Consider the following 15896-nt stretch of genomic DNA (forward strand, 5'->3'; position numbering starts at 1 on the left):
GAAATTCACGCTTGCGCGTGCGCTTGAGACTGAGGTCTAGGTTCAGGGTGGTTTGTTTCATGGGCTCAATGTTGACACAATGGGTTCGGGTGCGGGGCGCGAAAGTGGGGGTTTTGCAGAGTTTCCTAAGGGGATTTTTCGTATTTCATAAATATGCCAAGAAGCTGTCATCTTGATCAGCTAGGCTCGCCCGATACAAAATCGGAAAACAAAACTCAAATACAGAGAGCGTTTCGGCATGATTGAAGAAATTACGCTCCAGGGAGAAGATCAAAAAAACTTGGCTTATATCGTTGAAACATCCTTGCGGGTGCAGCAGCGTAGCCATTTTTTTTCATGGGTTCAGGGACCGCTTCAAACACTGTTACCGCATGAAATACTGATCTGCGCCCTGCGGCACACGCCTGATAGTGATATGTATACTGAACGATTCAGTGCCACGCGCTATTTTCGCGATGAACATTTTCGAGCAGTATGCAAGCCGGTAGATGGTCTGCTGGCACATATGATTGACCGCTGGGATATAAGTGGCCAACCGTGCATGCTACCTGTTGTCGAAGCGCAACCGGGCATAACCAGCTGTGAATCACATTGGGCAGACCAGTTGCACACCCTGGAGTTACGCAATGTCGCTGCACATGGAGTGCGCGCGGCAGACGGTGGAGTCAAGGCGTTTTTCAGTTTTTCACGGGTATCGGCCCCGCTGGGTACTCAAATTGCCCACTCTCTAAGTATACTGACGCCCTGTATTTTCACCACTTTTTCCCGGATGCTTGCGGAAGAGCGGTATACAGGCAACGCTCTGTGCAATCCAGCCATCAACATGGTAAAACCACTCAGGCCGCGCGAAATAGAAATTCTGGAATGGGTCAGGGAAGGTAAAAGCAATAACGAAATCGCGCAGATTTTGGAGTTAAGTCCACACACGGTAAAAAATCATATTCAAAAGATCATGAGCAAGCTTAATGTGCGAACCCGTGTTCAGGCTGTGACGCGTGCAATCAGCCTTGGTATCATCCGGCACAACCAGCGCTGAAAACCAATCCGGCCTTGCCAGATCGACCAGCAATCAAATTCGGTAATGGTCTTCCCACCGGAAAACGATGGACCTGATACACGTCGAGTCAAGCGTGTGAAACGTAGATGATTTTACATGCCTTCTGTACACGTTATCCCCTTGGTCCTGCTACTATTTCCTTGTTGATCCTGAAACAGGGTATCTCGCTCAACCAATCTCCGAAAATGACGCTTTCATATGGAATTATATGAACCATATCGCGCATAGTGAGTCTTGACATGGGTAGGATCAAGGAGACTTTTTTATGAAACTCAATCTGGTTACCTTTGCACTTTCACTCAGTAGTCTGTTATCTGGCAACTCGCAGGCAGAATACCTGATTCCGGTTGATGACAATGATTATCAACAAGACTTGCATGTGGGTACGGTCTTACTCAACAACGCACCGATTATCGTGGATATTGGCAAGCTTGGTGGTGGCTTGCAATCAAGCGGGCCAGATTATTTTACTGCTGCGAGTTTCACCACGAATTCGGCTACAAAGGGAGACATTAGTCTCGATTTGTCCATTAACCACGAACTTCATGCCACGACCAAAAATAATTCATCAACCATCCTGTTTGATTTTAAAACGCTAGTGCATCTGGATGGATATATGGGCGATGGCGGAAAACTCAGTGTTTACGCATCTGCGCCGGTTAATTTCGGTGTCGGACTGCGTATCAATGCCGATCATGGGCAGGCATTAGGTGACCCGGTACGGATCAATGCATCTGCGTTGTATAACGCGTTTGACAACGGCGTGGTGATTGGTAAATCCGGCTACACGTTCATATCATTCTTTTTGAACAATAAACACGTCGGCACCTTCAGCGGGACAGTAGATGAAACCAGCTTCCTTGCCCACGTTGGTGATACCGTTCAACTGTTTGGAAGCGGTCAATCCAGAATTAGCGTCGCCGATGCAAGCTTTGCCCGTGGCGACAAGGTCACCGCATTTCAATCCAATTCCATGAAAGCCTCGTTTACGGTTACCCCCGTGTCAGAACCCGATACCCACATCATAAAACTTGCCGATCTTGGTCTGTCAGAAACCATTGCTAGTTGATGCAAAATAAGCAACCAAGAGGCCGTACCGTTGCCATGAAAGGCGGAAACGGCACGGTCTTTGAAGAGCACATTCAGTTTCGAATTCGAAGGTCAGTTAGTCGTCGAGATCCTCCCCACCTCGCAAGTCGCTAAGTGGGACTGCCTAAACGGCGCTTCAAAATTTGCGGCGGCGCATCGTGAAGCCGAGCAGACCCAGACCGGCGGTAATCAAAAAGGATTGATTGAGAATACTGGCGGGGTCAGAGCACTCAAATAGGTAGCGGAACCGATGTGGGCGTTGTCCAGCGTGGCGGAGGTGGCAAGGTTGACAAAAGCGGTGCTGTCGTCGCTCTTATAGCTGGTGCCCGCATAGGCTTCGTGGGTCATGCTCAGATGATGTTATTGGCGCCCGATGTAGCGGTAAGGGTGCGCCAGCTACCGGCTGCAAGGGAATCGGCGGTGTGGATATTCATGTCGTCGCCGATGTTGCCGACCTCGACGCCGGCGGCCACGCCGTCGAAGGAAACGGCGCCGACACGCGTGCCGGCTGCGTCGGAGGCGCCCAGCGTCCAGGCGGCTGCCGACGCCGTGCCGCTGGCGGCGATGAGGATATTGTTCATTTATGGCCGCTAAGTTTGTGGAAAGGGCTTACCTCGCTGCCGGGCAGGCGGCGACTTTGACGATGCGATCCCGGGCGCCGGGAACCACGGGGCTGTGCGCGGTGAAGTAATCCTGCATCGAGTCCAGATCGACTGCACCACCGAGCTGGCTGGTACCCAGTTTGAACACGGTGAAGTTATCGCCGCCGTCGGCCAGGAAGGAATTCATCGTCACCCGGTAACTGGCGGACTTATCGATGGCTACGCCATTCAGCTTGACACTGCCGTCACACACGAAATGTCCGCCTTTTTGCGCGGCGAAATTGGCTGCCGTGGTGTCGAAAGTGTGCTGATAGCCAAATCCGCCGGATACTTGCAGGATGCGCGGATAAGGCTGCGTGGCGCCCCATTGCTGCTCCAGCAGGTTATAGATCTGCAGGCCGGTGAGGGTTTTGGTCACCAGCGAGTTGCCGAACGGCTGCACAGTGAAAGCCTCGCCGTAGGTCACTACGCCATCGCCCTCACCGGCGGCGCTGGAGGGGTAGGTAAAGTCCGCACGTATGCCGCCCGGATTCATGAAGGCAATTACCGCACCGCCCAGCGCTGCTGGTGCAGTGGATTCCAGTTGAGCATCGGCGATCACATCGCCCAGCGCCGATTCACCGCCGGTATTCGGCGTACGCGTGATGGCGGCGCTGATGACGCCCAGGGCATGGTTGGCGATAGGCGCAGCAAGCGCGGCGTAGTTGCTTACCAGAGTGGTCAGGCTGGCCACGGGGGTTACCACGCCGGGGGTGCGATCAACAATCAGATTGCTGGCTTTCACGCCGATCACGTCGCGGGTGGACGTATTCAGCGTCAGGTCGATTTCGCTGACCAGCCGGCCATAGCTGCCGGCGCTGGTCACCGGGATGGCACGACCGGTGCTGTTGGGCAGGTCGCACAGATAGGCCTGATGCGTGTGGCCGCTGATGACCAGGTCCACCGCATTGTCCAGACGGCTGACAATGTTGACGATGGGGCCGGAAATGCCGGGGCAGTTGGTGTAATTGCCGGTGGGAACTCCACCTTCATGTATCAGCACCACGATGGCGTTGACACCTTGCGCCTTAAGCTGGGGCACGAGGGCGTTGACGGTGTCGGCCTCGTCCTTGAACTCCAGGGTGGAAATGCCGCTCGGGGTAACAATGCTGGGTGTGCCTTTCAGGGTCATACCGATAAAGGCTACCTTGTTGCCTTTAAAGTTCTTGATGCCGTAGGCGGGGAATAGGGTTTTGCCGTCGGCTTTTTCGACCACGTTGGCAGCCAGGAAATTGAATTTGGCGCCTTCGAAGGGGTAAGGCGTACCGACCTGGTTGCCTCTGCAGGAATGGCTATCGACAGGATGGCAGCCGCCATTCTGCATACGCAGCAGCTCGTCGCGGCCTTCGTCGAATTCATGGTTGCCCACGGCATTGAAGTCCAGACCCAGGATGTTCATGCCTTCGATGGTGGGCTCATCATGGAACAAGGCAGAAATCAGCGGCGAAGCACCGATCAGGTCGCCTGCTGAAACAGTAACGCTGTTGGGGGACTTGGCCCGGATGTTCTTGACGTAGGCGGCAAGGTAGTCGATGCCGCCGGAGGGCAGAAACTGATTGGACGTATTTTTATAGTTGCCTGGGCTTTGCAGGTTGCCGTGGAAATCGTTGAAAGCGGCGATGCTTACCAGCAAGGTGTTACCTACATCGGAACGCGCAGCGGCTTGCATCAGTCTGGAACGTTCCTGAGCCGTGATCAGTTTGCTCTGCAGCCAACTCTGACTTTGTCGCGACAGTGCGGCGACGAATTCACCGTGGTTACCCCAGTTGGCGCCCTCGGCGACGTTATCCACGACCAGATCGTTGAGGCAGGAATCGGCGACGGGTTTATTGACCACGCCGCTATCGATGGCACCCGCGAATACAGTGCCGCGTTCATCCACGCAGGCTGCGTGAACGCTGGCGTTAAAGGCTAACAGTAGCGCGATGGCCAAGGGTTTGACGGCGTAATGCATGAATTCCTCCTGAGTTTGATCTGGATTTTGGCAGACCGCATGGAACACAATCAGCGTGATGAATTGTCGCGAAGAGATATGACAGGTACTTGATGGCGTAGCTGCGTCTGAATGAGTTGTTCGGACTATGGTTTGGGTTTCAGCCAACTACAACCGGCATCGGCGGTCATCTGTACTGTAGGCCGGGATGAATCCCGGCCTACGCTTAATGGATAATCCGGGTTGAAACGGGCCCGGTATTTCCCTACTTCCTGGGGCTCAGATCAATGGCTTGGCGGGTTATGCCGGAAAGCCAATCTGCGGCAGCACGGCAGTCTTGAAGGTTGTGCCAGGGATAGACCCGGGTGGCGATGGGATGGCGCAGGTTTTCCAGCAGCGCGACCTGCAAGGCGGGATGCGCTTCCGGGTCTTCGTCCAGGCTCGCCAGCAATGAAGTCACATCCGGTTTGAGCAGCAAGGTAAGGCTGAAGTGAGTGCCGTCGGTAGCAGGATGCAGCTCCACGCGCGCTTCCAGCCCGGTGCCGAGCCGGTCGGGTTCGACCAGCGCTGCGATGCGCCGCGCCAGGCACGCGACCACCGGTTCTGCCTTGGTGGACGTAGCCACCAGGGCCAGCGGTGTGGCGGCTGAGGCGGCGTGGGATGATCCTTGCATAGCCAGGCACAACAGACCCAGCAAGCAGCTATGATTCAATGGCGCTTCCTCGCCATGAAACCAAGCAGTCCCAGACCGGCCAGTAGCATGGCATAGGTCTCTGATTCAGGGACTGGCGCGGGAGTGTAGATGAAGCCATAGTCTGGTACGACAACGACTGGTTGTGTGTCCACTGGTTGAGAAACGAAAACCACACTCGTCGCGTCGAAAACGCCGGGGGTGAGGGCGAATTCTGGATCGGATGACTCCACCGCGAAATTCAGCCCCAGGAAAACTCCTTCCGTGAAGGCCACTTCGGTGGCGGCAGCGGTGTTGGCTTGCGTGTAAGCGCTGTTGTGGAAGTTCGGGTTTAGTGTATCCACTTTCAGATATTCGCTATCCGTGCCAATCAGCTCGGTGTCGTTAAAACTGACCGGTATTCGACTACTCGACCAGCCCTGGGTAAAAGGTAACGATTGAGCAGTACTGTCGGCCCAGGTCACGGTTGAATAAGAAAACAGGCCAACGACGGCCAGAACGAGGGGCAGTGGTTTATAGCGATGCATGGGATGGCATCCTTCCGGCGGGTCTATGGATTAGGCAACATGCAAGACTCTACCGGCCCATTGTTGAAGGAGTTAAGACCATGCGGGCGCGAAACATAGGCCGTTCGGCCCACGCCCCAATCATCCGGATGAAAGACAAAGCGCATAAAGCGCCAACGAACCCGGTTTCGGCAAGCAGGCCGGCTATAAGGTTGAAGGCATCAATATCGTCGCCCCGCCCATGTTTGCGCTGCTGGATGTCGATGGCGGCGGCAATATCGTGGCGCCGGGATATGCCAGGAACGCCAAATCCGCCGGGCTTGACATCATTACCTGGACGCTGGAGCGCTCCGGCGTTTTGGCTGACGGCAACAACGGCTTTTACTATCAGACCATCGATTCCGCTATCAAGCGCGAGGGCGACACGATGGACACGAGAAAGTGCTGGATATGCTGGCCAAGGATGTCGGCATACTCGGCATCTTCAGCGACTGGCCGACGACCACCACTTAACTATGGCCGCTGCATCAACCCGAAGTCATTTGCGAAGCAGGCAGGCGCCGGATCGCGCACTTGCCTGCGCTCTGGTAAGTAAGCCCAAAGCGCCGAGACCGGCTGGAAAGCTTCGGCTCAGTGCTCGTGAGTTTCATGCCCGGGCGCTGCGGTCGCCTGTTTCAGCCAGGCCATGGAAGCGTTGGTCTCCATATCACCCAGATCGGCGAAGTCAACCAATTCGTACTCGGCGAGCTGCCCATCTGAGGTCGCCATCACCCCATCCTGTTGGGTCAGGAACGATTCGAGTTCGGTCGTCACCTGGCGATCCGGGTAAGTGTTGATGACCTTCGTGGCCAGTTGCAGATCCGGCACCCATATCACCTCTACCGTGCGTTGATCCATTTTTCCGCGATAGCGCTGCGCCTTGTGGCCGAGAACTTCTGCGTCACCTGCCGGGCTCAGTTTTTTCAGCTCTGCCGGAGAAATGATGCTGGCCAATCTGTCCCACGGGCGTTTGTGGTTGATGATGCGCAGATCGGTCGCATTGTATTCGATGCCGCGCTGGTGCGCCGGCTCGACATAGACAAAATTGAGCCGCCCCTTGCCATCGCGCCGCCATATCTCACCCACTGTACTGGAAGCGTCACGAATTTCCACCCGGTTTTCACTACGCCAGAAATACCAGCTGCTGCTCTGTGGCTTGTCGCAAGGAATCGCGCAGGCGGTGGTCACGTAACGCGCAGCCACCTCCTCGTATTTGGGAGCGGCACTGGCCAGGCTGGACTGGGCAAGCGTTGAAAAGGCAAACAACAATGCTGCCATGAACATGAAACGATGGCTCATAAAGATTCCTTCAAAATGAAAATGGAGAGACCAGATGGCCTCTCCAAAAAGTACGCTGATACGACAGGCCGATTACAAATCCAGCGCGTCTTTCATCACGTGGAAAATATAGTTCTGTTCCTGCACGCCGTGAAACAGGTGTGCTTTCGGACCGCGGGCGAAGATCGCCACGTCTTCGCCCGCGTGGGTTTCCGAAGACAGGGGCACCAGCGCTTCCTGGTGGAAGCCCTGATCGGTGGTGTCCACATGGGTCATGTCGGCCACGCGGCCAGTCTGGATGGGTTCGTTATACGAGGTGTCGCCGCCTACCGGCAACACATGGTAGCCGCGGCCATTGGCGTATGACAATGTGGTGTAAGGCATACCATCGCTGGCTTTGGCAAAATCGGTCTTGCCTGCCCCCACCACTTTGCCGAGGATCGGATTGCCGCGCTTGGGATAACCCGCAATGGTGAACACGTGGCTGTGGTCCGCGCTCACCACGATCAGCGTGTCTTCCGGGTCGGTCTTCTCCATGGCCTTCCTGACCGCGTCGGACATGGCGATGGTGTCGGTCAGCGCCCGGTAGGCGTTGCCGGCATGATGGGCATGGTCGATACGGCCGCCTTCCACCATCAGGAAGAAACCTTTTTTGTTCTTCTGAAGAATGTCGATGGCCTTGTCGGTCATTTCCGCAATGGAAGGCTCGCCGGCACCATCCATCTTCTCGCGGTCGGCTTCGTACTGCACGTGGGAGGGTTCAAATAATGCCAGCAGGCTCTTGGTATTGGCAGGATCAATCGCGTCGAACTGGGCCTTGTTCCAGACATATTTGCCGTTGAACTTGGTCTGCCATTCGCTGGTCAGGTCGCGCCCGTCCTTGCGGCGGCCCTTGACCGTGGGGTACTCCGGATCGAACTTGGTGTTGGGCATGAAATAGGTGCGCCCGCCGCCCATCAATACTTCCATGCCGTGGTTGGCGGCAAAGTTGTCTACCGCCTGGGCAGCGATATCCTTGGCGCTTGTCCCCGCGGGCAGCTTGCTGTCGGTCTCCCAGTCGCGTTCAGCGGTATGGGCGTAAGTCGCAGCAGGCGTGGCGTGCGTGACGCGGGCGGTGGTCACCACTCCGGTGGACATGCCGCGGGCTTTCGCCAGCTCCAGGATGGTGGTGAGTTTATGCGCCTGGATGACGGCGTTGTCTTTTTCCTGACGCGCGACGTCCTGGTCAATGCTCAACACCCCGTCGCTGGTTTTTACGCCGGTGACCATGGCGGTCATGGTGGGTGCGGAATCCGGTGTTTGCTGGTTGGCGGAATAAGTCTTGGACAGCGCCAGATAAGGCAGCTTTTCAAAGGCCAGCGAGTTTTTCTCGCCATCCTTGCCCTGCAATTGTCCTTCCAGGATGCGCGAGGCAGTCACCGTGGAAATGCCCATGCCGTCGCCTATGAACAGGATCACGTTCTTGGCGCGGTGCGCGTTGGGGTGAAGCTGCTTGGCTTCCCTGAGCGCTTTCTGGCCGGCCTTGTACCAGGTGGCAGCGCTTTCGACGCCGGCAGCACTCTCTTCCTCGACTTCGGCAGCAGCCAGCATGCTGTGCGCACACAGTGCGAACGCCGTGGCGGCCACGACGGGTTTCAATCCAAATTTCATTTTCATTTTCAGGCTCCCGGAAAAATGTTGGTTTTAAATCAGAATCTGCACTAGCGAATTACTCAACATGTTCAAGTCAGTTTTGCGGTGCCCGCTGCAGACTGGAAACAGACCCAAACCCTCTTCAACTGATTAAACAGTCATCAAAGATACCTGACAGATTTGTCAGGAATGTGAAATCGCAACACCTGGATATAGTCCGAACGGCTCTTTTGAAATGCCATAGTAAAAATAGTCGTGTGCCGGTGTAGGTCGGGTTTCAACCCGGCACGGCACAGGCCGCCATTCCGGCAAGCCTATTGCCGTATAGCCCGTTCTACCTATGACTGGCTGCCATTTCATCACTCAATCTTCACATATACCAAACGAATATGTCACCGGGCGTGTTCAGGATTCGTTTTCCGGATTCCATTGGACGTGCTCAAGGTTTGCCAGCTGTACGCTGCCGTTTTGCGCGGGGGACGTTCACCCCGTTTCATTAATCGACTTAACCATTTGAGGATAGCAATGATGTTGAAGCAGAGCCTGATCGCCTTATCTCTTTTAACTGCATTTTCCAGCGCCCATGGCGCGGACATCGAACAAATGCGCAAGCAACTGACCGAACACATGCCTGGCACGCATATCGGCGCCATCACCAAATCGCCTTATGCAGGCTTGTATGAAGTGATTGCCAACGGCATCAACGTGTTCTACACGGACGAGAACGCCGACATCGCCATTATCGGCAAGATGATCAACCTCAAGACCGGAAAAGATCTGGTGCAGGCGCGAAACCATGAACTGATGCATGTCGATTTTGCCTCGCTGCCACTGGATAAAGCCATCGTCAAAGTAAAGGGTAACGGCAGCCGCAAGCTTGCCGTATTCTCCGACCCGGATTGCCCGTTTTGTCACGAGCTGGAGCCGGAGTTGGACAAGGTGACCGATGTCACAATGTATATTTTTCTGTATCCGCTGGCTGAGCTACATCCAGATTCCGAACGCAAGGCCAACCTGGTGTGGTGTGCCGACAATCAGGTCAAGGCTTGGGACGATTTGATGCTGCATGGCAAGGAGCCTGCGGCCACGAAAAAAACCTGCGAAGCACCACTTAAAGCCATCAAGGCATTCGCCCAGAAAGCCTGGATTACCGGCACGCCCGCCCTGGTGTTCTCAGACGGCCAAATAGTTGCAGGCTCCGTCGATAGTGCCCAGATCGAGAATTATCTCGAAGAAAAAGCCAAGGCTGTTCCTCCGGCCAAGGCAAAATCGGCTACGGTGGAAACAATAAAAAAACAGATATAAATTGCATCGCCCCGGCAAAGGCGGGGCGCCTACTTTTGAATGGATGACACAATGATGCTGGCTCGACCAACTTCAGATAATAGCGCCGAGATCGAAAAAATCGTGGGCTTGTACCAAACCGGCGAACTGACGCGCGCAACCAGGCTTTGCCAACGCATTCTGACGGCGCAGCCGAATCATTCAGGGGTGCTGCACTTGTTCGGGGTAATCCGGCACAAGACCGGAGATTACGCACAGGCTGTTGACCTCATTGAACAAGCAGTCGTCCTCAATCCAGGCCTGGATAGCGGCTGGTGCAATCTGGGGTTGGCTCACAATGCATTGGGACAGCACGAACCGGCGATCGACTGCTATCAACGCGCGCTTTCGCTCAACCCGTTTTCCGTAGCGGCATGCCTTAATTTAGGTATGGCGCTCAGTGCTGTTGGCGAGGTGAATCAAGCCATATTTTTTTATGATCGCGCGCTTTATCTCAAGCCGGATCTGGCGCAAGCCCATTACAATCTGGGTAATGCGCTATGGTCTCTTGGACAATATTTCGAAGCGGAACTTGGTTATCGGCGCGCGTTATCGATCCAGCCTGATTTTCCCGAAGCCAGCTTGAATCTGGGCATTGCCCTGGCGGATCTCGGGCGGTTTTCCGAGGCCATCGCACTCTATCGGCGCACATTGCAACTTAGACCGGAATGGGCGGGAGCCTACTTCAAATTAGGTATGGCTTTGCTCAGTACGAAGCGATTGAATGAAGCAGCATTAAGCTTCCAGCGCGCCCTGGCGATCAATCCACAATATCCGGCAGCCTTGATCGCGCTTGCCGAGACTCAGTTGGCGGGCGGCCAAGCCTATGCCGCCATAACGACCTATCGTCAGGCACTCGAAATCGACCCCGACTCCGCTTCCGCGCATTTGAATCTGGGTAAGGCATTGCGTGATTTGCGGCAATACGACGAAGCTATTTTCGCGTTCCAGCGCGCGGCCGAACTCAAACCCGATTATGCTCAAGCCTACTATTACCTCAGCAAGCTGTTGCATCAGTCCGGCCAGCCGGAAGAGGCGGCAAACTCTTTTTCCCGTGCCACACAACAACTACCGGCATACGCTCATGCTTTGCTCGCAATCGATAGTAAAGGCGGAGATGACAATACGCAGGATGAGACCATGGCGCAGCTCGACCACGCCACTTCGCTCGGACTTGGTTTACCCGAATTTTTTTCCAATAAAGGCAATGCATTGATGGCGTTCGGCCAGATGGATGAAGCCGTCGCTAATTTCGACAGTGCGATTGCGTTACAACCTGATTCGACTCTGCTCAAGTACAACAAATCGCTGGCGCTGCTGTTGGGTGGAAAACTGGCGCAGGGCTGGCCCTTATATGAACACCGTCCGGCACGCAGCAATGTTGCGCCGGATGCATATGGCTGTCCATGCTGGGAGGGCGAAAGCCTGGCGGGCAAGCGCTTGCTGCTGGTCAAAGAGCAGGGCTGGGGCGATCAGATTCAGTTTCTGCGCTACGTCCCGCTGCTCGCAGCGCTGGGTGCAACAGTTGATATTCTGGTGGATGCGCCATTACGCAGGCTGGCAGAAAGCGTGCCCGGCGTCACTCGCGTGATTGATGCTTTGCCGGATGCGCCCGAGTATGATTTCTGGAGCTTGCTATTGAGCGTGCCATATCGTCTTGGCACGCGGCTGGACAACATTCCGCACAGCCTGCCCTATCTTGCGGCACCCAAGGATGCCATCGCTGCCTGGAGTGCGGACATTGACGACTTCGCCCGGGGACGGCGCCGCGTAGGCCTGGTGTGGGCGGGGCCCGATACCCATGTCAACAACCGCAACCGTTCCATTCCGCTCGAAATGTTTGCGCCACTCGCGCAAATCGACGGTATCTGCCTGGTCATATTGCAGCAGGACGCATCACCCGAAGCGCTTGCCCGGGTTTTCCACAATACCGAGGTGCTGCTGGCCGGCGAGCAGTGCAAGGATTTCTCCGATACGGCCGCCGCCATCATGAATCTGGATCTGGTCATCAGCGTCGATACCGCCGTCGCGCATCTTGCCGGCGCGCTGGGTTGTCAGGTATCCACACTGCTCCCATGCAACCGTGATTGGCGCTGGTTGCTCGAACGCGACGACAGCCCCTGGTATCCCGGCATGCGCCTGTACCGGCAGCAGGAATACAGGCAGTGGGAGGAGGTCATCGCGCGGCTGGTGCAGGATATTTCCGCCGGGCGCTGAGGCACGATGGAATCAACAACCGGTGCGCTCATGCACTGGATTCCGGCGCCAGCGCAAGTGCTGAGTTCGCTGTTAAACAAACATTGCTTTTACATGACGTGCCACGCTCCACGGGACTGCCTTGGCGCACGCGCAATTCGGTCCGGGCACCGCTTGTCCGGCCAGCGCAACGCATGCTGTAGTGATAGTCCGAACGGGCTATGTTTTGCCCGATGCGTCACGACATATCAGTAACAAACCGCGCCTATTCTGATCGTGCAAGCTAAGTAAGTGTGCATCCAATGTCACTTCAGCAATGCGCCAGTGCCACACCCGCCGCGAGGCGGGGCCGGAAAGCCGAGGGTCTTCCAACATCCAGGAAGATGGCCGGGTTGCCAACAGCCCAGTGCGTCACTCGAACTGGGCCGTCGCCGGCAGGGGAGGTGGTATCGCGGGCAGGGGGAAACGTCTCGGCGCAAGCAGGGGCCCGCACAGGATGGATGCCGAAAGGGGAGCGTACTCGGCCAGTCACTCTATTTAATTTTAGGAGATATTCAATATGAACATGAAATTCGCATTCACAGTCATCGCTGCCTCGCTCGCGCTGGCAAGCGCGGGCCAGGCCAGCGCTACCATCGCTGATCAGGGAACTCAAGGCACCCTCGGTGGTCCTGAAATGTTCCTGGCAGTGTGGGACTCGACCGCGCAAAAATCCTACATCCGCGATCTGGGCGTTAGCTTTAACGATTTTCTGCCTGCAGCCGGTCTTGGTATTACTTCCGGCCTTGCCAGCAAGCTGGACAAAACCACCCTGGGCAACGTCATTACCTCCACAGCCGCCCCGGTTGCCGGCAACTACGCTTTTGGCGCGAAACCCACTGTTGCGCTCGGCAGCGTGTTGACTTCAGGCTACAGCTTGAATTTCGCCGCCGATCCTACGCTGGTCAGTTATCTGGGTACGGCCGGCAGCCTGCCGAGCAGTCTGCAATGGATGGTCGGTTCGTATGATGCTACGTTAAACGGTACCGTCAATGGGCAGCGCGCAATGACCACTTCCAACGGTACTGTGGCGGTCAGCAACAGTGTGCTTGGTAATTTTGCGACCGGATCCGCGAGTTACATTACGGCAAACAACGGTTTAATGCCGGCTGGCAATGCTGCGAACGGTTCGGCGACCGCGGACAAGGCCACCGGCGGCTCTGCCTATTTCGACGCAGCGGGTGCGCCAATGGCGAGTTGGGGCAACAACGCGCCGTTCAGCAATCTGGCTGCGGTCGGTAGCAGTCAGAAGTTCTGGTATCTCGGCATCAGCAGTAACAATGGCTCTGATGCAGCCGGAGTGACGCCTTTCACCAATGCCAGCTGGAAACTGGATACCGCCGGCAACCTGGCCTACACCGTGGCTGCCGTGCCGGAGGCCGATACCTGGGCCATGCTGCTGGCCGGTCTGGGCATGATGGGTTTCATCGCACGTCGTCGCTTGCAGGGTTGAGCCGCAGAACGTCGCTGAGCTGGCCCCGCCTACTTTTGCACGCCGGGCGTCAGCTCACCAACTGTTGTTGTAAAACACATTTAAACGTAATTTTTTGAAAGGGAAAGACCATGTCCATGAAAAAACTCGCCGTCGCCTGTGCGCTGGCTTGCGGTACCCTCGCTGCCGGTGCAGCCCAGGCTTATGATGTCGACCTGTTCCTGTCCGGCGCTTCCGCCGTGCAATCCAACTTTGTTGCGCAGCTTCCCAACCTGATGGTGCCGGGCTATGTGACCGCTTGCGATAACGCCAGCTCCAACTGCGCCGGCTTCTTCGCCGTGAAAGGCCAGTTCAAGAGCGCCGCGCCGGTGCCCGCAGCCCTGCAGGGCAAGACCGTGCGCATTACCTACCGCACCCGTGGCGGCTCGGTATGGGGTGTGGATCCCGTTGCGACAGCCGCCAAGATCCAGTGGATGGATATGGACAGCACGGCAGCTGGTGCTTGTACGGCCGCCCCGGCCGGTTATACCTTTGGTGTGAATAAGCTTTGCTCTCCCACCGGCAATGACGACGGTACCGCCAACAGCTTTGGCCCGGCCCGTATTCCCGATCTCGGCGTATCCGATGTGGAACCGAAAATGTTCACCGGTATCAACCTGGAATACGATACTGCTGCGCATGCCTACCGCACCGCACTCAGCTCGACCGATCTGGGCGGTTTGACCAACTTCCCGGCGTTCCAGAATGCTTTCGCCATGCCGATGACCAATGTGATTCCCGCCAGCATGTTTGTGGATAAGGGCACTTTGCTGGGTCTGTTGAGCACCAGTACTTTGAAGCAGCACGACTGGAGTGGCGTGGCGAATGCACCGTTGGCTGCGATTAACCCCGGCGCCGGCGCCAGCAACGGCACCAACAAGCCGGTGGTGGTATGCCGCCGCGTGCAGGGTTCAGGTACCCAGGCCACGACCAATTACTTCGTCAATAATTTCGGCTGTTCCGGCGCGGCTTATACTGCACCTGCGCGCATGACTGACAGCGCAGGCTTCGACGCCACCGGTATTTATGTACAGAATACGGTGACTTCCACGGCCGCCAATCCGATCATCATCGACCCTACCTACGGCTATACCGTGGTTGAGAATCCGGGCTCCGGCGATGTGCGCTCCTGTCTGGCAGATGCGCAGTCCGGCACCAACTGGGCGTTCAAGGGTGACGACAACAACTACTATCAGGTTACCTTCAGCGGTGCCGCCACTGGCACGACCGTGCCTTACACCAACGGCGATACCAACATCAACGCACCGTTCGGTGCGGTGGGTGTGTTGTCCTACGACAGCGCAGGCAAGGAAAGCGGCTGGCACTTCCATGACCTGAACGGTGTGCTGACCGCCAATGCAGCGGCGATCGATGCGTCCGCTCGTCCGGCTACCAGCACCGCGAAATATGCGGTGGCAGCGATGATCGAGGGCCCGTGGGATTTCTTCTCGGAAGAGTCGATGCAGTATCGCAATGGCAGCAACGGCAAGCCAGCACTGGTGGACGTTGCCGCCGGGGCGCCGACCTATGCCGGCAGCCTCTCCATTGGTCCGGTGAAAACCCTGTCCGACACGATCATCAAGGTCGTGGGCGATCCCGCGTACATCAACACCAACCTGGGCATCGCGGCGTTGCCGACCAATTACGTGCCGACCGGCAACGTGACCACCAACAAAGTGGCCAAGGGCACCAAGTTTGGCGATACCTGCAAGCCGAAAGTCGACCAGTACAAACCGCAGTTCTGGAACTGATCTGCGCGTCTTGAACGGCGCGGTGCAATGCCGCGCCTGATGCGGGTTCGATCCACACCACCCCCGGTTGTTTCAGGGGGTGGTTTTTTTTGCCTGGCAGGTTGGTATCCGTGCTGACGCCCTGGGTCAATCGCCGCGCCTATAGTCCGAACGGGCTATAAAAACCGCCTAATGTGTCATTTCTGCGTCGTACAGGCTGTCTATGATGGATCGCGCCACAACGTTCCTAGCGCAGGTTGCGGCGGCATGA

At 56.4% G+C, this 15896-nt stretch carries 14 protein-coding genes and 1 riboswitch; of the genes, 7 read left to right on the forward strand and 7 right to left on the reverse strand.

What is annotated here, in order from left to right; genetic code table 11:
• The first annotated feature begins 238 nt into the window (after positions 1–238).
• Together epsA and ACYCZJ_RS13950 are read left to right on the forward strand one after the other, a co-directional pair.
• Positions 239–1036: an XrtB/PEP-CTERM-associated transcriptional regulator EpsA gene (gene epsA / locus ACYCZJ_RS13945; protein ID WP_461554838.1), complete on the forward strand. Its 798-nt coding sequence runs from the start codon at positions 239–241 to the stop codon at positions 1034–1036.
• A gap of 286 nt (positions 1037–1322) precedes the next feature.
• Positions 1323–2126 (forward strand): hypothetical protein, encoded by an 804-nt coding sequence (locus ACYCZJ_RS13950; protein ID WP_461554839.1) that lies wholly within the window; start codon positions 1323–1325, stop codon positions 2124–2126.
• A 209-nt stretch (positions 2127–2335) separates the two neighbouring features.
• On the opposite strand, the gene ACYCZJ_RS13955 is transcribed toward ACYCZJ_RS13950, so the two are convergent.
• The 5 genes from ACYCZJ_RS13955 to ACYCZJ_RS13975 form a co-directional block, all read right to left on the reverse strand.
• Complete coding sequence (locus tag ACYCZJ_RS13955) at positions 2336–2494, reverse strand: hypothetical protein (protein ID WP_461554840.1); 159 nt, start codon at positions 2492–2494, stop codon at positions 2336–2338.
• A gap of 2 nt (positions 2495–2496) precedes the next feature.
• A complete protein-coding gene (locus ACYCZJ_RS13960) occupies positions 2497–2727 on the reverse strand; it encodes a hypothetical protein (RefSeq protein WP_461554841.1) in 231 nt (76 codons plus the stop codon).
• Between the two features lie 28 nt (positions 2728–2755).
• Positions 2756–4741, reverse strand: coding sequence for a bifunctional metallophosphatase/5'-nucleotidase (locus ACYCZJ_RS13965; RefSeq protein WP_461554842.1), 1986 nt, complete (start codon positions 4739–4741; stop codon positions 2756–2758).
• A 244-nt stretch (positions 4742–4985) separates the two neighbouring features.
• Entirely contained in the window at positions 4986–5432 is a 447-nt protein-coding gene (locus ACYCZJ_RS13970) for a hypothetical protein (protein ID WP_461554843.1), read from the reverse strand.
• On the reverse strand, positions 5429–5938 hold the full coding sequence (locus tag ACYCZJ_RS13975) for a PEP-CTERM sorting domain-containing protein (protein WP_461554844.1): 510 nt from the start codon (positions 5936–5938) through the stop codon (positions 5429–5431). The genes ACYCZJ_RS13970 and ACYCZJ_RS13975 overlap by 4 nt, the downstream gene beginning before the upstream one ends.
• 220 nt (positions 5939–6158) lie before the next feature.
• Here ACYCZJ_RS13975 and ACYCZJ_RS13980 point away from each other — a divergent pair, with 220 nt between their 5' ends.
• Complete coding sequence (locus ACYCZJ_RS13980; RefSeq protein WP_461554845.1) at positions 6159–6512, forward strand: hypothetical protein; 354 nt, start codon at positions 6159–6161, stop codon at positions 6510–6512.
• Between the two features lie 35 nt (positions 6513–6547).
• Here ACYCZJ_RS13980 and ACYCZJ_RS13985 read toward each other — a convergent pair whose 3' ends face one another.
• Positions 6548–7255: a hypothetical protein gene (locus ACYCZJ_RS13985; protein WP_461554846.1), complete on the reverse strand. Its 708-nt coding sequence runs from the start codon at positions 7253–7255 to the stop codon at positions 6548–6550.
• Between the two features lie 72 nt (positions 7256–7327).
• Positions 7328–8890: an alkaline phosphatase gene (locus ACYCZJ_RS13990; protein ID WP_461554847.1), complete on the reverse strand. Its 1563-nt coding sequence runs from the start codon at positions 8888–8890 to the stop codon at positions 7328–7330.
• Positions 8891–9391: 501 nt separating this feature from the next.
• Between ACYCZJ_RS13990 and ACYCZJ_RS13995 the strand changes: the two genes are divergently transcribed.
• The 4 genes from ACYCZJ_RS13995 (at position 9392) to ACYCZJ_RS14010 (ending at position 15646) form a co-directional block, all read left to right on the forward strand.
• Positions 9392–10171, forward strand: a complete 780-nt coding sequence (locus tag ACYCZJ_RS13995; protein WP_461554848.1) for a DsbC family protein — start codon at positions 9392–9394, stop codon at positions 10169–10171.
• Positions 10172–10222: 51 nt separating this feature from the next.
• Positions 10223–12406, forward strand: coding sequence for a tetratricopeptide repeat protein (locus tag ACYCZJ_RS14000; protein WP_461554849.1), 2184 nt, complete (start codon positions 10223–10225; stop codon positions 12404–12406).
• 295 nt (positions 12407–12701) lie between these two features.
• A riboswitch (cyclic di-GMP riboswitch) is annotated at positions 12702–12785 on the forward strand.
• A gap of 159 nt (positions 12786–12944) precedes the next feature.
• A complete protein-coding gene (locus tag ACYCZJ_RS14005) occupies positions 12945–13877 on the forward strand; it encodes a PEP-CTERM sorting domain-containing protein (RefSeq protein ID WP_461554850.1) in 933 nt (310 codons plus the stop codon).
• A 110-nt stretch (positions 13878–13987) separates the two neighbouring features.
• Positions 13988–15646 (forward strand): hypothetical protein, encoded by a 1659-nt coding sequence (locus ACYCZJ_RS14010; protein WP_461554851.1) that lies wholly within the window; start codon positions 13988–13990, stop codon positions 15644–15646.
• Positions 15647–15896: the final 250 nt, after the last annotated feature.

Source organism: Sulfuriferula sp. (assembly GCF_054605375.1).